The following is a 24,010-nucleotide window of genomic DNA, read 5'->3' as shown; positions in this document are numbered from 1 at the left end:
AGTCAACGGCTCGCCTTGGAGTCTAGCCAAAGCCGGGGGAGAAAAGCTGCCCCGGCGCACGGAATCTTCCGGGCGCCCCGTCCGGGGCGTGTCGGCGGCTCAGTGGCCGGCGAACAGTTCGCGGCCGATCAGCATGCGGCGGATTTCGTTGGTGCCGGCGCCGATGGCGTAGAGCTTGGCGTCGCGCAGGATGCGGCCGGCCGGGTATTCGTTGATGTAGCCATTGCCGCCCAGGGCCTGGATGCCTTCCAGCGCGACCTGCACGGCCGATTCGGAGGCGTGCAGCAGACAGGCGGCCGGGTCCATGCGCGAGGCATGGCCGCCGTCGTAGTCGCGGGCCACCTGGTAGGCGAAGGCACGGCTGGACTGCAGCGCCGTGTACATGTCGGCCAGCTTGCCCTGCATCAGGCCGAAGGTGCCGATCGCCGCATCGAACTGCTTGCGTTCGCGCACATAGGGCAGGGCGAGATCCATCGCCGCCTGCATCAGGCCGATCGGGCCGCCGCTGAGCACGAGGCGCTCGGTATTGAGGCCGCTCATCAGCACCTTGACGCCCTGGTTGACCTCGCCGAGTACGTTCGCGGCCGGGATTTCGCAGTTCTCGAAGACCAGCTCGCAGGTGTTCGAACCGCGCATGCCGAGCTTGTCGAGTTTCTGTGCGGTGGAGAAGCCCTTCATGCCGCGTTCGACGATGAAGGCGGTGAGGCTGCGGCTGCCCGCTTCCTTGCCGGCCGTGCGCATGTAGACGATCAGCACGTCGGCCTCGGGGCCGTTGGTGATCCACATCTTGCTGCCGTTGGCGACCCAGCTATCGCCCCGGAGTTCCGCGCGACAGCTCATCGAGCCGACCACGTCCGAACCGGCGCCCGGCTCGCTCATCGCCAGCGCGCCCTTGTGTTCGCCGCTGCAGAGTTTGGGCAGGAACCGGTTGCGTTGTTCCTCGGTGCCGTTGTGATAGAGGTTCTGCACGCACAGGTTCGAGTGCGCGCCGTAGCTCAGGCCGATCGAACCCGACGCGCGCGAAATCTCTTCCATCGCCACCAGGTGGGCGAGGAAACCCATGCCGCTGCCGCCGTATTCGGTCGGCACGGTGATGCCCAGCAGGCCCATGTCGCCAAGCTTCGGCCACAGGTCCTGCGGGAACCAGTTGTCGTGGTCGATCTGCGCCGCGCGCGGGGCGATCTCGCTGTCGGCGAAACGGCGCACCGTGTCGCGCAGGGCATCGATGTCGTCGCCGAGGTGGGGGAAGTGCATGCGTCAGGGCTCCAGGGTCAGTAGTGCGACCGGCTCAACCGGCTTTTCGTTTCTTGTTCAACCAGAACATCAGGCCGACGATGCCGCCGATCAGCGCGCCGACGATCGCGCCGCGCATCACGCCTGAGCTGCGCGAACCCGCGCCTGCCGTCGCGCCGGCCTCGGACCCGGTGGCGGTCGCGTCTTCGCCATTGGCTTCGCGGATGCTTTCCGCCCAGGCCACCACGTTTTCCTGCACCCAGCGGCGCGCTTCGGGTCCGGTGTCGTCGGCGAAGCAGTACAGGTACAGCAACTGCTGCTTGACCATGACGATGGCGGTGCCGCCGATGACGCGCTTCTCCGTGCCCGGTCCGACGGCGACATTGCTGCCCATCGAGAAGAACACGCCCCAGGGTTCGCGCTTGAACACGCCGTCGTACTGCACGCCGCTCAGCGTCAGGTTGGCATCGGCGCCGTACTGGTCCTTGACCGCCTTGTTGCCGCTGCTGGCCAGTTCCGCGGCCTGCTTGTCCAGCGTCGGCGCGAGCTTGGCGATCTCCGCCTCCACCTGTTCCATGTTGGCGGCGAATTCTTCGTCCGAGATGGACACGCCATCGACCTGGCGCAACACCTGCAACTGGAAATAGCGCTCGAGGTCCTGCGGGTTGCCGGCAAGCAATTCGGCCTTCGCCTCGGGCTTGATGTAAGCCTCGACGAGGCGGTTGCCCGGCGGCAGGTAGGCCTGCGAAACATCGAACACCTGCGGGAGGTCCTTGCTGACCGGTTCGAACCCGGACGGGTCGGGGATATCGAGCGAGCGCGATCCGAATTTCGTCGGGCCGGCCATGGCGCCGCCGACGAAAACCGCCGTGGTCAGGGCGAAGCCGATGAGGATCGATGCGAAGCGAGTGCGCGTATGCGTCATGGCCTGTCTGCCCGGTGAGTCCGGCCGCCAACCCCTGGCGCCGGAGAACGTCAATTCTATCCGACCCGCCGAAACGACACCGCCCGGGCGAGCCGGGCGGTGCGGTACTGCCTTGCGGGCGCGGCGATCAGGAGCCGCGGCGGCCCTGGAAGCGTGGCGCGCTCTGCCCCAGGTGCGGCAGGCGCAGCTTGCCGATCGTGGCGATGCGCTCTTCGGCCATGCGGTCGGCGGCGCGGTAGGTCGGGATGTTGTCGCGCTTGCTGATCTCGAAGATGCGGCCGAGGTTGAAGTAGATCGTGCGCAGCATGCGCATGGCGCGTTCGCGGTTGTAGCCGTCGATCTCCAGCGAGACGTTCATCAGGCCGCCGGCGTTCACCGCGTAATCCGGTGCGTACAGGATGCCCTTGCGCATCACTTCGTCGCCGATCTCGTCGGTGGCCAGCTGGTTGTTGGCGGCGCCGCAGATGACCTTGCACTTCAGGCGCGGCAGCGTGTTGGCGTTCACCGTGCCGCCGAGGGCGCAGGGCGAATACACGTCGGCGTCGACGTCGTAGATCTGGTCGGCGGCCACCGCTTCGGCGCCGTGGTCGTCGACCGCGCGCTGCACGAGTTCCTTGTTGATGTCGGTCACGAAGACCTTGGCGCCGCGCTCGCGCAGCAGCTTCACGTATTCCATGCCGACGTGGCCGACGCCCTGCACGGCGTAGCTGTACTTGCCGACGTCCTCGTTGCCGAACTTCACCGAGAGCGCAGCCATCAGGCCCTGCAGGGTGCCGTAGGCGGTGAAGGGCGAGGGATCGCCCGAGCCGCCGTGCACCTGGTGCACGCCGGTGACGAATTCGGTTTCGCGGAACACGTATTCCATGTCGTTGACGTCGATGCCGACGTCTTCGGCCGTGATGTAGCGGCCGTTGAGCGAATTAACGAAGCGGCCGAAGGCGCGGAACAGCGCTTCCGACTTGTCCTTGCCCGGGTCGCCGATGATCACCGCCTTGCCGCCGCCGAGGTTCAGGCCCGACACCGCCGCCTTGTAGGTCATGCCGCGGCTCAGGCGCAGCACGTCGTTGAGCGCGTCCTGTTCGGTGGCGTAAGGCCACATGCGCAGGCCGCCGAGGGCGGGACCCAGCACCGAGTTGTGGATCGCGATGATGGCCTTCAGGCCGGCGTCCTTGTTGTGGCAGAAGACGACTTCTTCGTGACCGGTGTGGGCGATGGTGTCGAAAATCATGACGGGCTCCGCGCGGGACGGCCTGGAAGTGCGCAGGGCCAAGGTTGGCTCTCCACTTCAGGAATGTTCCGCAAGTAGATGAAAATTATGGGATAAATGTTTCGCTTTAGCCGAAGGCGGGGCGCCCGGCGCGGCGTAGTGTAAAGCAAACGCTCTAACGCAGTTGCGATGCCCGGGTTAAGCCGCCGCCGGGTTCGGTCCCGGCCGATTCCGGGCGGCCAGCGGGGCTGTCCGCTTTTTTCGCGGCAGGGCGTTCGCCTCATTGCCTGGCCGTTTCGTCTCTCCCCGGGATGCGGCCGGCACAGACCCTTGAGCAGGGACTTGGCGGCCGTACTCCGGCCGCCATTTTTTTGCGTGATGCGCGTCTCATTGCCTAGACTGCCGCCGACACGGGAGGGCGTGGTGGCAGTCGATCCGCACAACATCGGGCGCGAAACGAGCGCGAGCAACGAGGATTCGGCGCAACTGGCCGAACTGCTGGAACGCATCGGCCAGCGCGACAGCGAAGCGCTTTCGAGGCTGTACGAACTCACGCTCGGCCGCGTCTATGCCGTGGCGATGCGCGTGCTGGAAAATCCGGCGGATGCGCAGGAGACGGTGGGCGACGTCTATCTGCAGGTCTGGTCGAAAGCCGCCGATTACCGTACCGAACGCGGCGAGCCCATGGCCTGGCTGCAGACGTTGGCCTGGAGCCGGGCGCTGGATCGTCGGCGACGTCGGCAACGCCAGTCGCGCGAGGTCGAGCTGCATCCGGAGGAAGCGCAGGACACGTATACGGAATGTGAAGAGATCAGCGTCGAGCAGGCGGCGGAACGCTGGTGGTCGGCCCGGGCCGTGCGCCGGGCCTTCGTGGAATTGTCGGAAGCGCAGCAGGTCGTGCTGCGCATGTTGTTCGAGGAAGACATGAGCCAGCAGGAAGTCGCGGAAAAAACCGGTTGGCCGCTCGGGACGGTGAAATCGCACTCCCGTCGCGGCCTGGCCGTGCTGCGCGAAGCCCTGCTGAAGGGAGGCCAGGACCATGCCTGATCGCAAGCCCGAAGATCTCATCCTGCTGGCCGCCCTGAGCGGACAGCTGCCCGAATTGCTGCCCGCCGCCGAGGTCGCGCAGGCCATGCACGATCGCCTGATGGCCCAGGTTCGTGGGGCGCCGCTGCAGGTCGTGCGCGCCGAAGAAGGCCGCTGGGTGACGGTGGTCGCCGGCATCGAAGCCAAGCGCGTGCGCTGCGACGAACGCACCGAAACCACGCTCTGGCGCATGCAGCCCGGCGCCGTGTTGCCGGCGCATGTGCACGATCACGACGAAGAATGCCTGCTGCTGGAAGGCTCCCTGGTGCAGTCCGGCACCGAGTACCGCGCCGGCGACTATCTGCTCGTGCGGGCAGGGCATCCCCACGAGGATTTCCATTCGCCCCGGGGCGCGTTGTTCCTGATCCGGGGCGAGCGCCGGGATTCCCTGCACCAGCACGCCTGAGCCAGGCGCTGCATCCGGCCGGCATGACGCCGGCGTATTACCCCTGCGCGCCGATCCGGCGCTACATCGCAGGGGAACATCGTGATCATGTCGAGTTTGCTTCTGACGCTGGCTCTGGCCAGTGCCCCGGCGACCGCGAGCGCCCCGGCGACCCCTGCCGAAGCCTATCCGCCGATCCGTCAGCGCAACGGCATCCTCGTCGATGTCAAAGGCCGCGGCGTCTATACCTACGACGGCGATACCGATCCGGGCAAGAGCAACTGCGATGCGCAGTGCCGCCTGCTGTGGCCGCCGATCTTCGCCGACGCGGGCGCGCAACCGAAGGGGCCGTTCACGCTCGTGCAGCGCAAGGACGGACGGCAGCAATGGGCCTACAAGGGCAAGCCGCTGTATCGCTGGATCTCCGACAAGAAACGCGGCGATGCCGGAGGCGATGGCGTCAGCGGCGTCTGGCATCTGGTGCGCGTGCCCAAGCCCGTTCCGGCCTTTACGCCGGAACCGGTACGCAATCCGCCTGCGAAGCCCTGATTCGCCATGCGCATCGAATACGCTCCGACGCTGCGTGCGTCGATCCTGTTCGCGTTGGCCACAAGCGCTACGCCGGCATTCGCCGACGACGAGAAGGCCGCCGGCGAGATCGGCCATGGCGGCAAGCTGATCCTGACCGGCGGCGTCAGCCAGGTCGAAGGCGCGGCCGGCGGGGGATTGACGCCCTGGGCCGTCATCGGCAGCTACGGCAGCGATGACCAATGGGGCGCGAACGCCTTCTACACGCGCGTGAACGTCGACGATTACCACCTCGACAGCTACGGCGTGCTCATCGGTATCCACGACCGCGTCGAACTCAGCATTGCGCGCCAGGAGTTCGATACCGAAGACGTCGGTGCCGCGCTCGGCCTCGGCCGCGGTTTCACGATCAAGCAGGACATCATCGGCCTGAAGGTGCGCCTCGCCGGCGACGCCGTGCTCGATTCGGACCGCGCGATGCCGCAAATTTCGATTGGCGTTCAGCACAAGCGCAACAACCGCGGCGCGTTGCTGTCGGCCATCGGCGCCGAGGACGATTCCGGCACCGACATCTATGTCTCGGCGACGAAACTCTTTCTCGCGCAGGGCATCCTGCTCAACGGCACCGTGCGCTTCACGAAGGCCAACCAGATGGGCCTGCTCGGTTTCGGCGGGGACAAGCACGATGGCTATCGTCCGCAGTTCGAGATCTCGGCCGCCTACCTGGTGAACCGCAAGCTCGCCATCGGCGCCGAATACCGCGGCAAACCCGACAACCTCGGCATCGCCCGCGAAGACGATTGGGTCGACGTCTTCGTGGCCTGGGCGCCGAACCGCCACGTATCGCTGACCGTCGCCTACGTCGATCTCGGCAACATCGTCATCAAGGACCGGCAGCGCGGCGTCTATGCCTCGCTGCAGGTCGGATTCTGAGGAAATCCCGCGCATGAACCGCAAGCCGTTCCGGAGTTTCGCATTGCTGTTTTTGTTGGCGCTGTTCAGCCCGGTCTGCCTCGCGCAGGACGCCGAGACTGATGAAGTCCCGGCCGAAGACGTGCCGGCGGACGAGGCCGCGCCCGACGAGGCGCAACTGCCGCAACGCGATCCGACCGCCGCCGATCCGGCACCGGCGCACCCGGAACTGCGCGCGGTGTTCGACCAGTTCGGCGGCGAAGCAGGCCTGACGGCCCTGATGGAAGAATTCATGGCCCAGCTGCTGCGCGATCCGCGCACGAAGTCCTTCTTCGAGAACGTGGACCAGAAGGCGGTCAAGCGTCATCTGGTGGAGCAGTTCTGCGCCATCCTCGGCGGCGGTTGCGAATACACGGGCCGCGACATGAAATCCGCGCACGCCGGCTTCGGCATCGATCGCGCGCAGTTCAACGCCTTGGTCGAGGACTTGCAGATCGCGATGGACAAGCGTGGCATTCCGTTCCGTGCGCAGAACAAATTACTGGCGAAACTCGCGCCGATGCATCGCGAGATAGAGGGCAGATAGGTTGATGGTGTGTGGTGGGTGGTTGGTAGTTACAGCTCTCATCCAATCAACTACCAACCACGAACCATCAATCCAGCTTCTCTACGCCCGCCGCTTCCACCCGGTTCTTGCCTGCGAGCTTGGCGCGGTACAAGGCGGCGTCGGCCGCGGCGATCAACAGCTCGGCGCTGAAACCTTGATGCGGAATCACCGAGGCCACGCCGACGCTGATCGTCACCACGCCCTCGGGCGTGGCCGCATGCGGCATTTCGGCTTTTTCGACCACGCGGCGAATCCGTTCGGCCACCTGCATCGCCTGGTCCAGCGTCAGGCCGGGCAGCACCACGCCGAATTCTTCGCCACCATAACGACCGGCCGTATCCTCGGGCTTGCGCAATTCGCCGTCGATGCGCCGCGCCACTTCGCGCAGGCAGTCGTCGCCGGCCAGGTGCCCGCGCTGGTCGTTGTAGAGCTTGAACTGATCCAGGTCGAACAACAGGAAGGACAGCGGCGTGCCGCGCGCCTGCGCCAGTTCCCATTCGCCATGCAGGCGTTCGAGCAGCATGCGGCGGTTCGCCAGGTCGGTCAGCGGGTCGTGATAGGAGAGGCGCGTCAGTTCCTCGTTGATGCGGCGCAGTTCGATGCCGCGCGATTCGAGTTCGGACGTGCGTTGCCGCACCAGTTCCACCAGTTGCTTCTCGCGGCGGCGCTGCTGGCCTTCGCGCAGGCGCAGCAGCACGTACAGCAATACACCGGCCAGCAGTCCGAACAACAACAGCGCCGGCGTCGTGCGCCAGAACGGCAGCGGGATCGTGATCGCCAGGTCGATGGGCTTGGCCAGGCGGCCGTGCGCGTCCATCGCCTCGATGCGCAAGTGGTAGTCGCCGGCGGGCAGGGCGGTGAAGCCGCGCTGGTTGTCCGGGGTCCATGGCGTCGCCTGGGCTTCCAGGCCCAGCATCTGGCTGCGGTAGCGGATGCCCGATTCCTGTTCGCCGGTGCGCAGCGCGACTTCGAAACGCAGGTCGTGCGTGCCGACCGCGAGCTCGATCGGGTGGGTCAGTCGCGCGCGCGACACCGCGCGCGCATCGATCGTCAGGCCTTCCAGCACCAGGGGCGCCGCCTTCGTGCCGCTCAGCGCGATAGGCTCGAATACCGCGACGCCGCCGATGGTGCCGATCCAGATGCGCTTGCGTTCGTCCACCTGCAAGGCGCCGTAGTTGCATTCGTCGTGCGGCATGCCGTCGACGCGATGGAAATCGGTGGCGTCGTACACGCCGTTGCCGCGCGCGCGCCATAGCGCCGCGCCGTAGTTCGTGCACAGGAAAAGATTGCCGCGCCCGTCCGGCACCACTTCATAGACGAAGGGGTCGGGCGGCGTCGGCAGGGCCGGGCGCTCGACCACGCGCGGATGCGCGGCATCGCTGACGTCCAGGCGCAGCACGCCGGCCTTCAGACTGCCGATCCACAGCACCTGGCGCTGGTCCTCGCGCGCAATGCGGCTGATCGCGTAGAAGCTGTCGTCGGGCAAGCCCTGGGCGACGCTGAAATAGGTCCATCGGCCGTCGGCGTCGATGCGTGCGATGCCATGCGTGCTGGTCGACGCCCAGAGCACGTCGCCGACGCGTTCAAGATCGTAGACACGACGCGGATGTCCGTCCTTCGGACTCCAGCTCGTCCACTGCCCATCCTTCAGGCGCGCGAGCCCGGATTCGCGCAGGCAGAACCAGAGCGAGCCATCGCTGTCCTTCCAGATCTGGCTGATCGCCTCGTGATCGGATTTCGGCCAGGGCGTGGGAATACGCTGGAAGCGCCGCCCGTCGAAACGCGAGAGTTCGCCGCCCCAGGTGCCGACCAGCAGTTCGCCCGTGCCCGGTTCGCGCGCGAGGCTGCGCACCATGTCGCTGGGCAGGCCGTCCTTCGTGCGGTAATGCCGCCAACCCGCGGCGGAATAATGCAGCAGGCCTTCGCCATCGCTGCCCAGCCACAGTTCTTCGCCACCGTCCTGGCCGGTTTCGTGCAGCAGCGACCAGACGCCATTGCCCTTGCGGCCGATCTGGCTGATCGTGCGCCACGGCCCGACCAGGGGCAGACGCGCCGCGCCGCGGTCGGAACCGATCCACAGGAAAGGCACGCCATCGGCGGTCTTGCCGATCGCCAGCGCTTTCACCGCCGCGCCTTCGAAACCCGCTTCCGAATCCACCGGCAGCCAGCGGTCGCCGGAGCGATGCGCCAGGCCGCTGCGCGTGCCCACCCACAAATGCGGCGGCTGCCCCGGTTGCAACTGCACCTGCAGGTGCTGCACGAAATTCGTCGGCAGGCCATCGGGCGAAGCGAGCAGGCGCTGCCAACGTCCATGCTGCAACCGCGCCAGGCCGCCGCCGTAGCTGCCGACCCACAGGATCGGGCTGCCGTCGGACGGATCGGTCCATTGTTCGAGCGAGGAGATCTCGTTGAAGCGCGGACCCGCCACGTCCATCACGACGCGAGCGCAGGCTTCCTTGCCGCGGCAACGCCACAGGCCGGTGCCGAAGGTTGCGACCCAGAGCACGTCCTCGTCGGCATTCGCACCGGCTTGCAGCAGCACATCGAAGACTTCGCTGGCCGCCATCTCGGCCGGCATCGCATGGTGGCGCCAGCGTTGTCCGTCCCATTCGTGCACGCTGCCGCGGCCGGTGGCGAAGAGGCGATAACCCTGGCCCTGGCGCTGCGGGAAGGCGCGCAGGCGCACGCCGCTGTCGCGGTCGAGGCCGGCGTTGTCGTGCACGCGCCGCCATTCGCCGGCTTCGCGCACGTACACGCCATGTTCGGGCACCGAGACCCAGACGCGGTCGTCGGGCGTGGCGGCGATGTCGCGCACCGGCGCCGAAAACACGTCGCGCGGCCCGGGTTCGGGCACGAAACGGCTGCTGTTGTAGCGCACGAGGCCGCGCATCGTGCCCAGCCAGACCTGGCCGTCCTTGGTCACGGCGGCGCTGACCACGCTGAGGTCGGGCAGGCCTTCGCCCTGGTCGAAATGCTCGGCCGGCAGGAAGCCGATGTCCTCCAGCGCCAGCTTCGGCTCGGCCAAAGCGCTGCCCGCCATCGCCGAAACACCGACGACCAGCCACTGCACCGCGCGTACGAAACGACGTGCCTGCATGCGGACCCCCCGACCCAACGATAGCCCGGCTGCCCCGTGAAGAGCCAGCCGAACCCCGTCGTTCCGGGCTGTCGGGACCTGCGCCACGGTTCATTTAACGCCGCCGGCGCTACAATTCCGGTCTTGATTGGACCCGGCCGAACCCCGCGATGAGCACTCCCGCCAGCGACTTCACCTCCGCCGACGCCGCGAGCGAACGCAGCCCCCTGCGTTTCGTCACCGCCGCCAGCCTGTTCGACGGGCACGACGCCGCGATCAACATCATGCGCCGCCTGATCCAGGCGCAAGGCGTCGAAGTCGTGCACCTCGGCCATAACCGCAGCGTCGAAGACGTCGTGCGCGCCGCGCTGCAGGAAGACGCCGACGGCATCGCCCTCTCCAGCTACCAGGGCGGCCACGTCGAATACTTCAAGTACATGGTGGACATGCTGAAGGAACGCGGCGCCAGCCATATCCGCGTCTTCGGCGGTGGCGGCGGCACGATCACGCCGGAAGAAATCCGCGAACTGCAGGCTTACGGCGTCGAGCGCATCTACCATCCGAACGACGGCATGCAGATGGGCCTGGTCGCGATGATCGAGGACCTCGTGCGCCGCACGCAGAGCGCGCGCGATGCTTCGGGTCGTAGCACCGTCACCAACGACAACGGTTCGGCGAAGAAGAAGGGCGGCAAGAACAAGAACGACGTCGCCGCGCCGGAAGTTTCCATCGACGACGAGATCGCCATCGGCCGCGTGCTGAGTGCGATCGAAGCCGGCAACTATTCCGAAGCCGAACTCGCCAAGCTGCGCAAGCAGTGGGCCGCGCCCGGCGGTTCGCGTTTCCAGCCCGCGCGTCCCGCGCCGGTGGTTGGCCTCACCGGCACCGGCGGTGCCGGCAAATCGTCGGTCACCGACGAGCTGATGAACCGCTTCCTGCAGGCCTTCCCGGAGATGCGCATCGCCGTCATCTCGGTGGACCCGACCCGTCGCCGCACCGGCGGCGCCCTGCTGGGCGACCGCATCCGCATGAACTCGCTGCGTTCGCCGCGCGTCTTCATGCGTTCGATGGCCACGCGTCGCCAGAACGTCGCCACCAATGCCGTGCTGAAGGACTGCATCGCCTTCCTGCGCTCCTTGCCCTACGACCTCGTCTTGGTCGAAACCGCCGGCATCGGCCAGAGCGATTCGGAAATCGTCGATCTCGTCGACTTCCCGATCTACGTGATGACCTCGGACTTCGGCGCGCCCAGCCAGCTCGAGAAGATCGACATGATCGATTACGCCGAGCTCGTCGTGCTGAACAAGTTCGACAAGCGCGGCGCCGAAGACGCATTGCGCGACGTGCGCAAGCAGTGGAAGCGCAACCGCACCGCCTTCAAGATGGCCGACGAGGACGTGCCGGTCTATCCAACGATCGCCTCGCAGTTCAACGACCCCGGCGTGAGCTGGATGTTCTCGAACCTGTGCCGGCTGCTGCGTGCGAAGCAAGCCGCGAACGATGCCGGCAAATCGGCCGGCACGGCGCATTGCGACTTCAACCCTGCCATCGACACCTCGCTGAAGGAACCGCGCGCCACCGTGCTGATTCCCGGCAATCGCGCGCGTTATCTCGCCGAGATCGCCGAGCAGGGCCGCAGCATCAATGCCTCGATCGAGAAGCAGGCCGAAGCCGCCGATCGCGCTCAGAGCTATTGGCAATCGCTGCGCGACCTCGGCGACGACCAGTTGCCGCCGATGCTGGCCTTGTTCGAAGCCGAAGCCCTGATTCCGTCGAAAGACCTGCCGTTCCCGGCCTGCGGCGAACGTCGCAGCGGCATGCCGGACCGCCGCAAGCCCTTCTTCCAGTGGGAACGCCGCCGCGAGGGCGAGGGCGCCGCGAATGCGCCGGACTACGCCCAGCAGGACCTGAAGCCGGCGTTCTACGCCGACCGCAGCGTCACCACGCTGCGCCAGCGCTACAACGATGCGGTCAAGGCGTTGACGACCGAATCCTGGAACCTGCTGCGCGAATGGCCCGAGCGCCTGAAGTCGGTCACCGATGAAGTGACCGAATACCAGGTGCGCGACAAGACCATCCGCGTCGAGAACTACCGCGAATCGCTGTCGCACCAGAAGATCCCGAAGATCGCCGCACCGAAGTTCCATAGCTGGGGCGAACTGCTGGTCTTCCTCGGCAAGGAAAACCTGCCGGGTTCGTACCCGTACACCGGCGGCGTGTATCCGTATCGCCGCACCGGCGAAGACCCGATCCGCATGTTCGCCGGCGAAGGCACGCCTGAACGCACGAACCGCCGTTTCCATTACCTGAGCCTCGGCCAACCGGCCGCGCGCCTGTCCACCGCTTTCGACTCGGTCACGCTCTACGGCGAAGACCCGGCCGAACGCCCGGACATCTACGGCAAGATCGGCAACTCCGGCGTATCCATCGCTACGCTCGACGACATGAAGAAGCTGTATTCCGGCTTCGACCTCTGTGCGCCGACGACCTCGGTGTCGATGACGATCAATGGCCCGGCGCCGATGATCCTCGCGATGTTCATGAACACCGCCATCGACCAGCAGGTCGAGAAGTACCTGCAGGCCGACCAGGCGCGTTGGGACGAGGCGCACCAGAAGATCGCCGAACTCTACGAAGGCCGCCATCGCCCCGAATACTCTGGCCCGCTGCCGGAAGGCAATGATGGTCTGGGCCTGGGCCTGCTCGGCGTCACCGGCGATCAGCTCGTCGATGCCGAGACGTACGCGAAGATCAAGGCGCATACGCTCAAGACCGTGCGCGGCACCGTGCAGGCCGACATCCTGAAGGAAGACCAGGCGCAGAACACCTGCATCTTCAGCACGGAATTCGCCCTGCGCATGATGGGCGACATCCAGCAGTTCTTCGTCGACAAGGGCGTGCGCAATTTCTATTCGGTGTCGATCTCCGGCTATCACATCGCCGAAGCCGGCGCGAACCCGATCTCGCAGCTGGCGTTCACGCTCAGCAATGGCTTCACCATCGTCGAGTACTACCTCGCGCGCGGCATGAAGGTCGATGATTTCGCGCCGAACCTGTCGTTCTTCTTCAGCAACGGCATGGACCCGGAATACACGGTGATCGGCCGCGTGGCCCGCCGCATCTGGGCCCGCGCGATGCGCGAGCGCTACGGCGCCAACGAGCGCTCGCAGATGCTGAAGTACCACATCCAGACCTCGGGCCGTTCCCTGCACGCGCAGGAAATCCAGTTCAACGACATCCGTACGACCCTGCAGGCCCTGTACGCGCTGTTCGACAACTGCAATTCGCTGCACACGAACGCCTACGACGAAGCCATCACCACGCCGACCGAAGAATCGGTACGCCGCGCCGTCGCCATCCAGATGATCATCAACAAGGAACTGGGGCTCAATTTCAACGAGAACCCTTGGCAGGGCAGCTTCATTGTCGATCAGCTGACCGACCTTGTCGAAGAGGCCGTGTACAAGGAATTCGAAGCCATCAGCGAACGCGGCGGCGTGCTCGGCGCGATGGACACCATGTACCAGCGCGGCAAGATCCAGGAAGAATCGCTGTATTACGAGCAGAAGAAGCACGACGGCAGCCTGCCGCTGATCGGCGTGAACACCTTCCTCGGCAAGGACCACGGCGGCGAGATCACCACGACCATCGAACTGATCCGCTCGACCGAAGGCGAGAAGGGCCAGCAGATCGCCAACGTCCGCGCCTACCAACTCGCTCGCAACGATCTTTCCAACGGCGCGACTGTAGGAGCGATGACCGAAGGAAATCCCCGTGGGACGCAAGTCGCGACCTCGGGCGCGAATGGACTTTCACCCCTCCAATCCACCGCCCGCGAACGCAAGAACATCTTCGCTGCGCTGATGGAAGCGGTGAAAACCCACAGCCTCGGCCAGATCAGCCACGCCCTGTACGACGTCGGCGGCGAATACCGCCGAAATATGTAACCCGCTGCGTCGTTTCCCTTGTAGGAGCGACGCAAGTCGCGACAAACGGGCCGCCATCGCGGCCCGTCTTCTTTCACACGCACCGAACCCTGAACCCCATCCCGCGACTTTCTTCGCCCGATGGTTCAATATCGATCCATGACAAGCGCACGCCATCTCCTGTTGCTGTTGGCCAGCCTGGGCCTGAGCGGCGATGACATCGCGCGTTCGGCCGACGGCAAGCTCGTCGTCGGCCTGTTGCCGGTGGACGTGGAGGCGGAATTCGATGGCTGCGGCTGTTTCTTCGGGGCGGGCGCCGAGGAGAACACCTATCGGCACTATCTGACCGGCTGGAACCTGGACGAAGAAGATCGGACTCCGTTGCGGATCAACGGCCGCACCGAACGCCTGAGCGCGGAGATCGTCGAAGCACCCGGCGAACCCGCGAGCCGCATCGGCGACCCGGTGCTGTTCCAGTTGCGGAACCCGCAGGTCCGCGTCGACCTGGTCTGCAAGATCGCCGAAAACTGCGAGGCGTCGCAGGATGAAAACTGCGAATCCACCAGCTACGCCTGTAACGCGACTATCGAAGCCCACGGCAGCCACGTGGAGCTGCCGGCAAACGGTCGCTGCGGCTGTTGAACGGCGAAAACGCAACGCTGCCGGCCGATCCCTGGGTGCCGCCACGCTGGCTGGCCGGCCTGTTGAGCGCCGTCCAGTTTCTGATCGTCATCGCAGGGTCCGGCGTCTGCATGTACCTCGTCGGGCGAGGTCTGGTGCTGGATGTCGATTTTCGCATCTTCGTGGCCCTGGCAACGACGCTGGTGTTCTACTTCGCGGCGATCGCCATCCATGAAACTGGTCATGCGTTCGCGGCGCGTGCGGCCGGCATGACGCTGGTCCGCGGCGCATTCTTCCATTGGCAGTGCGTGTTCTCCCGCCGCGGTTGGCGATGGCGTCGTCGCGGAAGCCAGCGCACGCCCTCGGCCTTCGTGATGGCCTGGCCCGATCCCGCGCGTGCCTTGCGTCCGCAAATGCTGTGGTTCGTTTCCGGTGGCGTTCTCGCCAATCTCGCCAGCGCATCGGTGTTGGCCCTGCTGGGTTCCTGGGTTCCCGCGCCCGCGAACGGCTTCATGCTCGGCTTCGCCGTGCTGCATCTCGAACTGGCCGTCATCAATGCCTTGCCGATGGTGTCGGGCTGTCCCACCGATGGCCTGAACTTCCTGGCCTGGTGGCGGCGAGATTTCGAACAGCATCCCGCGGCGCAATGCATGCGCTTGCTGGGGCGGTCGATTACCGGCACGACGGCAGACCAGCTTCCTGACGGCGAGGTGGCCGCCCTGGCGAAGGGGCGCGACGGCGTGCAACTGATCCATGGCTGGATCGTCATGAAGGCGGCACAGAACCGCGGCGAATGGCAGAAAGCCGCAGAGGCGGGCGATCGGCTCGACGCCGCGATTGCCGCCCTGCCTGCGCCCGCCGTGGCAGCGAACAAGGATTTCCGTTGGCAGGTTGCGCTGGAAACAGCGTTCTTCCGGTCACTGGTCGCCGGCTCGCCCGATGCCATGCGCCAGATTCCCTTCAACGCCAATGGCGACTGGTTCGCACCCCACCTCTGGCCGCGCTGCCAGGCCCTGATCGCCGCGTTCGATGGCGATACCGCAGCTCGCGACCTCCTTCTGGTCGAATCGCAGCGGCATGCCGAAGACTCCATCGATCGCGCGCTGCCGATAAGCGAGGCCGGGCTAACGGACGCGGTCGTGACGTTGCGGGGGCTGACAGGGGAGCAAGCCAGTTCAAACGGAAATGTTCTCTGACCCCTTTCCCCAGCCCAAGGCGGTCGCCGTTCCGGTCAGTGTGAGAATAGTCACATAGCCCCGAGCCCAACCGACTGTTTGACTTGAGGCCGATTCGGCGTGAGCATTCCGCGGAAGAGAAGTAGTGAAGTACCAGTCAAGCGTAACTACGCTATGGTCGGGTCATCGTTGCAGGAAGTTGGCGGTGAATAACGTCGCAACGTGCGGTTGCCGCGACAGATGAACGGGGAATGTGATGCCGAAATCAAAGCGTGCTTTTCGGGTGGATGCTCGTGCGCTAATTAGTCTCGGGCGCGAGAGCATCAAGGATCACACCACGGCCTTAATTGAGCTGGTCAAGAACTCCTACGACGCGGATGCTGAAAATGTCGAGATCGAGATCATAGGTGCAGATCGGAGTTCAGGGAGTTACATCCGAATTGCGGACGACGGAAGCGGAATGTCGTCGCAAGACATTGATGGGAAATTCTTGAGAATAGGATTCTCAGAAAAGCGCAAGAAAAAGTTTAGTCGTAAAGGGCGTCGCGAAACGGGAGAAAAAGGCATTGGTAGGCTTTCAGCCGATCGGCTAGGTGCCATACTCGAGCTTCGCAGTCAAACTGAGGGGTATGCGGAAGTTGGCGTTCGAGTCGATTGGAATCAGTTTGATATTGACGGTACTGAAATTGGGGCAGTAGCGGTTGAGGATTTGGAAGACTCCCGGCCCGTCCTTTGTTTGCGGGCGAATCCTAAACAGCTCCCAAAAACTGGCACAGAGGTTCGAATAAAGGAATTGCGTCAAGGCTGGAACTCTGACGATCTGGACTACTTGGGCGTCGAGCTAGCGACGTTGGTGCCAGCCTCCAGAGCGAAAGGTGATTTTCAAATCTGGATTCGTACTAGTGTTGCCGACGAGTTCGAGTCGGTGCGGTCCGCGTTTGAGTTAGCCGCGGCGCTGGAGCTTGAGGGTGAATTCGATAAATCAGGCCGCCTAAGCTATCGCGTCTCTACGCCGCCTCTCAAAGCCGGTCAGAACCGCCATTCCATACGAACAGGTGATGTTGCCTGGAATCAATTGGTCAACTCGAACCCGCAAATTCCATTCTCCACGGGAAAGTTTTCCGTCTTGTTGTCGTTCTTTCCGAGAAAAGCAGCCAGTCTTTCTGGAAACTTTTCGCTAAATCAGCTGAAGGAATATCTAGATGCTCAAGGTGGGGTGAGGATCTATCGCGACGGAATCAAGGTCAAGCCCTACGGCGATCCAACTCATCCAGAAGGCGATTGGCTATCGCTTTCGGAGAGAAAGATCAGGAATCCAGCCGGTGCGGGAAGGAAGTCTTTCAAAATTGCTGCCAATCAATTGGTAGGTGTGATCGAGATCGGCAGAGACACCAATCCGGGCCTTTCCGACAGCGCTGCGCGAGAGGGGCTGATTCACAGCGCGGAGTTCGTGACGCTGAAAGTGGCCGTGATTGCTTGCGTCCAGTTGCTCGAATCCTTCTATCACGAGCGATTCTCCAGTGAACGAGAGGCGGAGCAGGAGTCAGCGGAGAGGCTTCCAGAGGTGCTAGGTCAGATCAAAGAAGGCCTAGGCACTCTAAAACGATCGCTTTCTGACGTTCAGCGATCTGCGGAGGGGCGTGAGTCGGTTCGCCTCAGGGCGACTGTCGAGCAATTGGCGGCAGTTTCGGAGCGTTTTGCGCGTGCCGAAAGAGAAATCGAAGAGCTGGCAAGTCAAGCCACAGTTTACAGAGGGCTTGCTACCGTAGGAATTTCAAGCGCAGTCTTTGCGCATGAGACCGAGTCCGCGCTAGCGCAGGCGCGCATGTCTACGTCTTTGGCTCTAAAATCCATCAGTGCCTCCAAGCCAAACTTATCGCTGACGCAGACTGAGTTGGAGAAGGCGACGAAAGCGATAACAAAGGTGGGCGTGTGGGGTCAGTTCGCGATATCAAGAGTAAAGAAAGACAAGCGGCGACGGACAAAGGTAGACGTTTCAAAGATCATCGGGAATCTGGCCGACGAGATCGAGCCGCTCTATCAGGCTGCTGGTCTAAAGCTCGAGCGGAAGATTGTTCATGGTCTCGAGATTCGAGCCTTTGTCATGGATATCGAAGCAGTAATTCTCAACCTCCTAACAAACGCGTTTCACCACGCTGGAATGTCCAAGGCGAAGCGGGTTCTATTGACAGCGGCGTACGCTGGAAAGGGCGACGACAGAGTCATCGAGTTGAGCGTTTCTGATTCGGGCCCTGGCATCGCCAGAGAACACCTACCTCAAATTTGGACGCCGCTTTTTTCTACGAAGGCGGATACCAAAGGAAGGTCGGTTGGTACTGGCTTAGGGCTTTCCATAGTTAAGTCGGTTGCCGATGAAATGAACGGCTCCGTGCTTGCGCAACCGAAAGGTGAGCTGGGTGGCGCAACATTCAAGATTCGATTTCCTGCGAAAAGGAATTGACGGATGGACCGAGTGCAACGAATGGATAGGATTGCGATTGTCGACGACAATGCGGAGATGCGGTCCACACTCGCCGGTCACGTTCGATTAGAAATTGATGCCCGTGGTCTAAGTTGGGAGGTTCTGGAGATAGCTCCGTTACCTGACTTGAATGACTATTCCCCATGGCTACTCGCAAACGACGTGCGCGTGTTGGTTCTTGATGAGAAGTTGAGCGGTTCTGCAGACGAAGCAGGGGCAGACTACTCTGGGCATGACATAGCGGCGATTGTTCGGCAGCAGGTGCCTGATTTGCCTCAGGTCATAGTGACTTCGGTCAAGAATAGCGATGACTTGGATGATGCGGCAGAGGAGTTGGATGCCATTGTTGCCCGCAACGATTTCGATGAGCAGCCAGATTTGTATGTTGAACGGATGTTACGAATGGGAAAAAGCTATCTCGGGCGCTATGAAAGTCAACTTGCCGAGTTTGGTAGAATTGTTCGCGCTGTTGCGGCCGGTGACGTCAATGAGAGCGACATCTCTCGACTCGAGGCTATTCGGGCCAGTACTCAGAGTTCGTTTTCAATTACAGAGGTAACGACATCTCGGGAGTGGTTGGATCGCGCCAAGGAACTGAAGGCGAAGCTTGAGGAAGCGGTCATGTTGCTGCGAGAGCAAGCTCGTAAGTGAGGGGGCTATGTGAACTGGTTCTTAATCGACAAGCACTCAGCAAAGCAGCCAGCTGGCAAGTACTCGGAATGGAAGTCTCTACTTCGCGAAGAAGGGAGAGAGCAGTGTGTCTATTGCGCCATCAAGGAATCTTCTTACGGAGGGTTCAGGAACTTTCACGTTGAACATTTCCGTCCAAAAAGGCACTTTCCAGATAAGGAAGACGATTATTTCAATCTTTTCTATGCTTGCGCGGTCTGCAACTCTTTCAAGGGCTGTGACTGGCCCGCGGATCCAGTCGATGACTACTCTGAAGCTGCCTACATTGACCCTTCCTCTACTGATTTGGCGCAAGTCATTGATATTGATGAGCGATTAGTCGCTCGGCCCAAGAATCCGGCCGCCGCGTACATGATTGAAAGATTGTATCTAAATCGACCTCAGCTCTTGCTCTTGCGAGAGATGGTGCGCGTGCGGGCCGAGCTTCATGCGCTGCGAGAAGCAATGAGGCCTCTAGTTGCAGGTGGGGTCAGTGGTGATGTTGCTGGACTTCTTCTGGACGTTGGGGATTTGTTGGACAAGCTTCACGAAGTTTCGCCATACGAGCCTAGTGATGTTAGACGTAACTAATCTTGAGTCGGAGCGAGGCTGGGTTGATGTCGGCGTGTATCCCACGCCTGCGACGGTCATAGAAAAGTTTGTTGTCTTTATTCGGTCCGTCGCCGGATTTGATGATGTGGTGGAACCAATTCGAGTGCTTGACGCTTGTTGTGGCGATGGTCGACTAGGACATGCGCTCGCCCGCAACCTAGATGCGACCGGGAAATTGGTAGATCTCTCGTTCGTTGAGGTGAGTCCGCGACATTTGGTCCGGTTGAATGCGAAGGTTTCGTATCCGATAGCTGTGTATATCAGGAATTTTTTTCAATGGCAGGCCGCATCTCTTTTTGACGTTATCGTCAGCAACCCGCCGTACCTGGCGCTAGGCGCAAGAGACGCCGAACGATTTGAAATTGATTGGAAGGTAGCGCGGGCCGCTGGACGCAACTTGTACGGCGTGGCTATTCGAAAAGCAATTGAACTCTGCAGGCCCGGCGGGACAGTGTTTATGATTGCACCCCACGGCTGGACCCGGAATGTTGGTTCGGCCGAACTGCGCGAGTTCGTTGCCCAGCATGTGTCCGAGTTGACGATAAATGCCTTCCGCAGTCGCACAAGAGTTTTCCCGGATGTCAATCAGGAAATCGCATTTCACGCGTTCAAGAAGCGTACTAGTCAAGACGTAGAGCCGATTGTGTTTTCTCTCGCTTACGAGCAGGCATCGAAGCAACTATTGGATTTCGATACTAAGACGAAAGATAGAGGGCGAAGCAGAGGTTCGGTCCGCGTCGGTCCGGTGGTCTGGAATAGAACGGAGCTTGATCTGACCGGGAACCCGAAGGGCGCGATGCTGTTAGTGAATGGAGGAAACATCGGGCGCGATGGCAAGCTGAGACATCACCACCGTTATCGCGAGCGCCAGTACATTGGAAGGAAGGGGCTGTCGAGTCACCATATCTCAAAGGGTCCCATGATTCTAATTAAGCGGTCAATGCGTGGGTCGCCTGGCGCTTGGGAGGTGGATTTTGCTTTGATTCGATCCAGAACCTTCGAATGCGTAGTAGAAAACCATGTAATCGTCGTTGAGCTTTCGCGCGGCATGCCCGCGAAAGATCGTGATGATTTTGCTACGAGACTAGCGAGGACTATTAGTCACCTTCACAAGGACCATGGGCATCCAAACATTTCTGCCGCGCTTGTGGCTGACGCCATTGCGGAGCTCGCCCTGGCTTGATTGTAGAGAACGGGCAGCCCGCCACGGCTAAGAGTGGTTTTGATGCAGATGCGTGCTTTGATTGGTTGATCTCGCGCGGTGGTTGAGCAAGCCTGTTAGGCGGAGTGCGCTAACTGGAATTAGGCGTTTTTTATGCGGCGGGTATGCGCGCTGATCTAACAGAAAATGATCATAGCTGGCGCGCTTTGGTCGGCGGCTTCGCTATGTCAACGATCCGCAACGCCTACTCGCTTGTCGCGAAGCTAGCGCCAGCGAAGGGTTGTTTCCTGCCTCAGTACTTCCGGCACACTCCCCAGCCTCCCAACACGGCGTAGCGTTCCCCTGCATCGATCATCGCGATCTGCCTGGGGAGAGGGCCGTCATGCCGAGCATGGACCGTCGAGCATTCCTGAAACTCGCCTCCGCCATGGGCGCAGCCCTGGCCTGGGGCGGGGCCGTCGCCAAAGCATCGACCAGCGGCTGGCGCGAGCGGCGCGATCTGTATCCGCAGGGCGTGGCCTCAGGCGACCCCGATCAGCAGAGCGTCATTCTCTGGACACGGCGCCCGTACGGCGACGGCCACGCGCCCGCCACGCTGCTGGTCGAGGTCGCAGAAGATCCAGACTTCAAGCGCGTCATCGCCACCACCGCCGCCAAGGTAAGCGCCGAATCCGACTGGACCGCTCGCGTCATCGTCGGCAACCTGCCGGCGGCGGGAGAATACTGGTATCGCTTCGTGGACGAGGAGGGCAACGGCAGCCGCATCGGCCGCACGCTCACCGCGCCCGCGGACGATGACCCGCGTCCGAGCAAGTTCGCCTTCGTCAGTTGCTTCTGCCTGCCCGAAGGCTACGGCAACGCCTATCGGCGGATGATCTACGAGGACGAGAACGCCAAGCTCGAAGACCGCCTCGGCTTCGTGTTGAACCTCGGCGACTTCATCTACGAAGTGGTGCAGTACCCCGACCAGGCCAAGAACGGCCGCTACGACCGCAAGCTCACGTTCCCGATCACGTTCCCGAAGGGCAAGGTCGTTGCCAGGAACCGTTTCTGGGTGCCGGACTCGCTGGAGGATTATCGCGTCGTCTACCAGGCCTATCTGCTCGATCCGGACCTGCAGGATGCGCGCGCACGCTGGCCCTTCGTGAGCGTCTGGGACAACCACGAGATTTCCTGGAACGCCTGGCAGTCGGTCTTCGAATTCGCCGGCACCGATGGCTGGGTGGCCGGGCAAAAACTCAAGGTCGCGGGCAACCAGGCCTGGTTCGAATACATGCCGGCGCGCGTGCTGCCGCCGGGCGCGAAGCTCGACACCTTCTCTGCGCCGACCGTCGAAGACGTGCAGCTCAAGCCCACCGATTTCGACGACACTGGCCTCGGCACCGAACCGAACAACCTTGCCGCCATCAACAGCCTGATCATCTATCGCGCGCTGCGTTGGGGCCGGCATATCGACCTGCTGCTCACCGACAACCGCAGCTTCCGTTCGCGCGATCCGGGCAATCACGACGAGGTCAACCCGCTTTTCGAAGGCGAGACCCTGGGCTTCGTGCCCGAGGAGTTGTGGGGGCCGCTCGATGCTGGCCGCGCGTTCAATGGCGGCCATCCGCCGGCGAAACTCAGCTACGGCGACAAGTCGGTGGACAACTACGTGGCCAAGGCGGCGCCGCAATCGATGCTGGGCGCGAAGCAAAAGGCCTGGTTCCTCGACCAGCTGCGCCATGCCAGGGCGACCTGGAAGGTCTGGGGCAATTCGCTGGGCACGCTCGACACGCGCGTCGATCCGCAGAACCTGCCGCCCGACGTCGGCGTGTGGAAAGGCAAGGGCTACGGCCTCGTGAGCGCCTACGACTGGGGCAGCGTGTGGCACGAGCGCGCGGAGATCTACGACACCGTGCGTGATGCCGGTATCACGGGGTTTGCGGTCGTCGCCGGCGATCGTCACAGTTTCTGGGCGGGTTATGCGGCGAAAGCCTTGCCACCGGCCGCGTTCGAACCGGTGGGCGTGAGCTTCGTCGGCGGCTCGTTGATTTCCGTCGGCGGCGCCGAGGCCAACGAATACGTCCAGAAGAAGGAAAACAATCCGACGCGCGGCCTGTACATCGCCGAAGACAAGGATGGCAAAAAGCAGCACACGTTCAACCTGATGATGCGCCATGGCGTGCGCTCGGCGCTGGAGTACGCCAAGACGCAAGACGTGCAGAAAGCGCTGGCGGTACGCAACCCGGAGATGGCCCCGCACCTGACCTTCGTTGACAACGGCGGCCACGGCTACGCCACGGTGCGCTGCGACGCCGAGAAAATGGTGACCGAGTTCGTCTGCATCCCGCGCCCCGTGGCGCGTGCGCCGGGCAACGACGGCGGGCCATTGCGCTATCGATTGCGCCTGGACATACCGCTATGGAAAGCCGGCGAACGCCCGCAGATGACGCAGACGGTGGTGGAGGGGGATGTGGGCCTGTCGGTGTAGGGTGGGTTTCAGTCCACGTCCTGTTTCAAGAGGCGACGGGTAGGCCGGGTCCGTCCCCTCCGGGTAAAGCGCGTCGCGTGGGAACGAGGCCTATTTGAAGATCGCGGCGAGCACGCTGCGGATGGCCTGGTTGTCGCCGATCTGCACGACGAACAGGTATGGCGCGTGCGCAGCCATCAACAGCCAGAACGCCGGGTGCCTGAAGCTGCCGAACTTGCGGAAGTAGACGACGATGATCAGCATCATCGCGATCATCGACGGCACGGCCAGTTTCACCAGTGAGATACCGTCCAGATTGCCTTGATTGGCCACGATGAAGAGGATGCCGAACAGTCGCGCCAGGCCCGGCGACAGCACGGCCAGCACCGAGGCCATCATCCATTGCACATGGCCGGCCAGGTTCCTGCGCTTCATCTCGTAGATCGCCATGAAGACGCTGACGAGGAACAGGCCTACCAGCACGACGTCGATGATGACCGCGAAATAAGCGAAGGTCGGATTGAAGAAGCCGTTCGGGTCGAGCTTCGCCACGTCGTCGATGTTCTTCGGGATGATGGTGAGCGCGCTGCCCGCCACCACGCCGGCGAGCAGGGTGCCGATGGCGCCGAACAAGCGATGGCGCCGGATGTCTTTCCGGCGCGTGATCAGGTAGGGCTGCACCACGACCAGCAGGTACCAGAGCGTCGCGGAGATGCCGTGCACGTGCTGGTGGAAGGTGGAGCCGGTGAAGTTGAGGTAGTAGCTGTACGAGAACCCGAGGATGGACACCGCGAACGGGAACAGCATCCACAGATGGAAGTTCCGGTAATCCGCTGTTCCCGGCACGGCGCTCGTCGTCGCGTTCATGGCTTCCCCTTGGTCGGTTCCCGCATTCAGGCCGTTGTGCGGCCCTGGCAGCGCGATGTCCCCTGATACTCGCGCCCGATGGACATTA

Annotated in this window: 18 protein-coding genes; 13 read left to right on the top strand and 5 right to left on the bottom strand. The window is 63.0% G+C overall.

Annotation, left to right across the window (positions count from 1 at the left end; genetic code table 11):
• Positions 1-99: 99 nt before the first annotated feature.
• The 3 genes from QM707_RS05730 to QM707_RS05720 all read right to left on the bottom strand — a co-directional run bounded on the left by QM707_RS05730 (position 100) and on the right by QM707_RS05720 (position 3,386).
• A complete protein-coding gene (locus QM707_RS05730) occupies positions 100-1,254 on the bottom strand; it encodes an isovaleryl-CoA dehydrogenase (RefSeq protein ID WP_415000901.1) in 1,155 nt (384 codons plus the stop codon).
• 34 nt (positions 1,255-1,288) lie between these two features.
• On the bottom strand, positions 1,289-2,158 hold the full coding sequence (locus QM707_RS05725; protein ID WP_415000900.1) for a hypothetical protein: 870 nt from the start codon (positions 2,156-2,158) through the stop codon (positions 1,289-1,291).
• Between the two features lie 127 nt (positions 2,159-2,285).
• Positions 2,286-3,386 (bottom strand): Glu/Leu/Phe/Val dehydrogenase dimerization domain-containing protein, encoded by a 1,101-nt coding sequence (locus QM707_RS05720; protein WP_415000899.1) that lies wholly within the window; start codon positions 3,384-3,386, stop codon positions 2,286-2,288.
• Between the two features lie 402 nt (positions 3,387-3,788).
• Between QM707_RS05720 and QM707_RS05715 the strand changes: the two genes are divergently transcribed.
• From QM707_RS05715 to QM707_RS05695, 5 genes are all read left to right on the top strand, one after another.
• The gene (locus QM707_RS05715) at positions 3,789-4,412 is read left to right on the top strand and encodes a sigma-70 family RNA polymerase sigma factor (RefSeq protein ID WP_415000898.1); all 624 of its coding nucleotides are present in this window, start codon (positions 3,789-3,791) and stop codon (positions 4,410-4,412) included.
• The gene (locus QM707_RS05710; RefSeq protein ID WP_415000897.1) at positions 4,405-4,857 is read left to right on the top strand and encodes a cupin domain-containing protein; all 453 of its coding nucleotides are present in this window, start codon (positions 4,405-4,407) and stop codon (positions 4,855-4,857) included. The genes QM707_RS05715 and QM707_RS05710 overlap by 8 nt, the downstream gene beginning before the upstream one ends.
• Before the next feature lie 87 nt (positions 4,858-4,944).
• The gene (locus tag QM707_RS05705; RefSeq protein WP_415000896.1) at positions 4,945-5,385 is read left to right on the top strand and encodes a hypothetical protein; all 441 of its coding nucleotides are present in this window, start codon (positions 4,945-4,947) and stop codon (positions 5,383-5,385) included.
• A 6-nt stretch (positions 5,386-5,391) separates the two neighbouring features.
• Positions 5,392-6,297 (top strand): DUF3034 family protein, encoded by a 906-nt coding sequence (locus QM707_RS05700; protein ID WP_415000895.1) that lies wholly within the window; start codon positions 5,392-5,394, stop codon positions 6,295-6,297.
• A 13-nt stretch (positions 6,298-6,310) separates the two neighbouring features.
• Positions 6,311-6,862 (top strand): group 1 truncated hemoglobin, encoded by a 552-nt coding sequence (locus QM707_RS05695; RefSeq protein ID WP_415000894.1) that lies wholly within the window; start codon positions 6,311-6,313, stop codon positions 6,860-6,862.
• A 67-nt stretch (positions 6,863-6,929) separates the two neighbouring features.
• On the opposite strand, the gene QM707_RS05690 is transcribed toward QM707_RS05695, so the two are convergent.
• Positions 6,930-9,980: a diguanylate cyclase domain-containing protein gene (locus tag QM707_RS05690; protein WP_415000893.1), complete on the bottom strand. Its 3,051-nt coding sequence runs from the start codon at positions 9,978-9,980 to the stop codon at positions 6,930-6,932.
• A gap of 149 nt (positions 9,981-10,129) precedes the next feature.
• Between QM707_RS05690 and QM707_RS05685 the strand changes: the two genes are divergently transcribed.
• The 8 genes from QM707_RS05685 (at position 10,130) to QM707_RS05650 (ending at position 23,076) form a co-directional block, all read left to right on the top strand.
• Positions 10,130-13,906: a methylmalonyl-CoA mutase family protein gene (locus QM707_RS05685; RefSeq protein WP_415000892.1), complete on the top strand. Its 3,777-nt coding sequence runs from the start codon at positions 10,130-10,132 to the stop codon at positions 13,904-13,906.
• 138 nt (positions 13,907-14,044) lie between these two features.
• Complete coding sequence (locus QM707_RS05680; RefSeq protein WP_415000891.1) at positions 14,045-14,527, top strand: hypothetical protein; 483 nt, start codon at positions 14,045-14,047, stop codon at positions 14,525-14,527.
• Positions 14,524-15,702, top strand: a complete 1,179-nt coding sequence (locus QM707_RS05675; RefSeq protein ID WP_415000890.1) for a hypothetical protein — start codon at positions 14,524-14,526, stop codon at positions 15,700-15,702. Before QM707_RS05680 ends, QM707_RS05675 begins: the two co-directional genes overlap by 4 nt.
• A gap of 235 nt (positions 15,703-15,937) precedes the next feature.
• Entirely contained in the window at positions 15,938-18,142 is a 2,205-nt protein-coding gene (locus tag QM707_RS05670; protein WP_415000889.1) for an ATP-binding protein, read from the top strand.
• A 3-nt stretch (positions 18,143-18,145) separates the two neighbouring features.
• Complete coding sequence (locus tag QM707_RS05665; protein ID WP_415000888.1) at positions 18,146-18,814, top strand: hypothetical protein; 669 nt, start codon at positions 18,146-18,148, stop codon at positions 18,812-18,814.
• A 9-nt stretch (positions 18,815-18,823) separates the two neighbouring features.
• A complete protein-coding gene (locus QM707_RS05660; protein ID WP_415000887.1) occupies positions 18,824-19,423 on the top strand; it encodes an HNH endonuclease in 600 nt (199 codons plus the stop codon).
• The gene (locus tag QM707_RS05655) at positions 19,407-20,627 is read left to right on the top strand and encodes an Eco57I restriction-modification methylase domain-containing protein (protein ID WP_415000886.1); all 1,221 of its coding nucleotides are present in this window, start codon (positions 19,407-19,409) and stop codon (positions 20,625-20,627) included. Before QM707_RS05660 ends, QM707_RS05655 begins: the two co-directional genes overlap by 17 nt.
• Positions 20,628-20,988: 361 nt before the next feature.
• The gene (locus QM707_RS05650; protein ID WP_415000885.1) at positions 20,989-23,076 is read left to right on the top strand and encodes an alkaline phosphatase D family protein; all 2,088 of its coding nucleotides are present in this window, start codon (positions 20,989-20,991) and stop codon (positions 23,074-23,076) included.
• 90 nt (positions 23,077-23,166) lie between these two features.
• On the opposite strand, the gene QM707_RS05645 is transcribed toward QM707_RS05650, so the two are convergent.
• A complete protein-coding gene (locus tag QM707_RS05645; RefSeq protein ID WP_415000884.1) occupies positions 23,167-23,922 on the bottom strand; it encodes a hypothetical protein in 756 nt (251 codons plus the stop codon).
• Between the last annotated feature and the right edge of the window lie 88 nt (positions 23,923-24,010).

The sequence above is a fragment of the Arenimonas sp. genome (assembly GCF_047602345.1).
Taxonomy (GTDB): domain Bacteria; phylum Pseudomonadota; class Gammaproteobacteria; order Xanthomonadales; family Xanthomonadaceae; genus Arenimonas.
Note: the sequence above shows the minus strand (reverse complement) of the source record. Positions and strands in the feature narration are given on the sequence as shown.

Excerpts from the sequence above, each read along its gene's own strand:
- QM707_RS05730 (WP_415000901.1), bottom strand. The coding sequence starts at position 1,254 with ATGCACTTCCCCCACCTCGGCGACGACATCGATGCCCTGCGCGACACG.
- QM707_RS05725 (WP_415000900.1), bottom strand. The coding sequence starts at position 2,158 with ATGACGCATACGCGCACTCGCTTCGCATCGATCCTCATCGGCTTCGCC.
- QM707_RS05720 (WP_415000899.1), bottom strand. The coding sequence starts at position 3,386 with ATGATTTTCGACACCATCGCCCACACCGGTCACGAAGAAGTCGTCTTC.
- QM707_RS05710 (WP_415000897.1), top strand. The coding sequence starts at position 4,405 with ATGCCTGATCGCAAGCCCGAAGATCTCATCCTGCTGGCCGCCCTGAGC.
- QM707_RS05705 (WP_415000896.1), top strand. The coding sequence starts at position 4,945 with ATGTCGAGTTTGCTTCTGACGCTGGCTCTGGCCAGTGCCCCGGCGACC.
- QM707_RS05700 (WP_415000895.1), top strand. The coding sequence starts at position 5,392 with ATGCGCATCGAATACGCTCCGACGCTGCGTGCGTCGATCCTGTTCGCG.
- QM707_RS05695 (WP_415000894.1), top strand. The coding sequence starts at position 6,311 with ATGAACCGCAAGCCGTTCCGGAGTTTCGCATTGCTGTTTTTGTTGGCG.
- QM707_RS05690 (WP_415000893.1), bottom strand. The coding sequence starts at position 9,980 with ATGCAGGCACGTCGTTTCGTACGCGCGGTGCAGTGGCTGGTCGTCGGT.
- QM707_RS05685 (WP_415000892.1), top strand. The coding sequence starts at position 10,130 with ATGAGCACTCCCGCCAGCGACTTCACCTCCGCCGACGCCGCGAGCGAA.
- QM707_RS05680 (WP_415000891.1), top strand. The coding sequence starts at position 14,045 with ATGACAAGCGCACGCCATCTCCTGTTGCTGTTGGCCAGCCTGGGCCTG.
- QM707_RS05670 (WP_415000889.1), top strand. The coding sequence starts at position 15,938 with ATGCCGAAATCAAAGCGTGCTTTTCGGGTGGATGCTCGTGCGCTAATT.
- QM707_RS05665 (WP_415000888.1), top strand. The coding sequence starts at position 18,146 with ATGGACCGAGTGCAACGAATGGATAGGATTGCGATTGTCGACGACAAT.
- QM707_RS05655 (WP_415000886.1), top strand. The coding sequence starts at position 19,407 with ATGTTAGACGTAACTAATCTTGAGTCGGAGCGAGGCTGGGTTGATGTC.
- QM707_RS05650 (WP_415000885.1), top strand. The coding sequence starts at position 20,989 with ATGCCGAGCATGGACCGTCGAGCATTCCTGAAACTCGCCTCCGCCATG.
- QM707_RS05645 (WP_415000884.1), bottom strand. The coding sequence starts at position 23,922 with ATGAACGCGACGACGAGCGCCGTGCCGGGAACAGCGGATTACCGGAAC.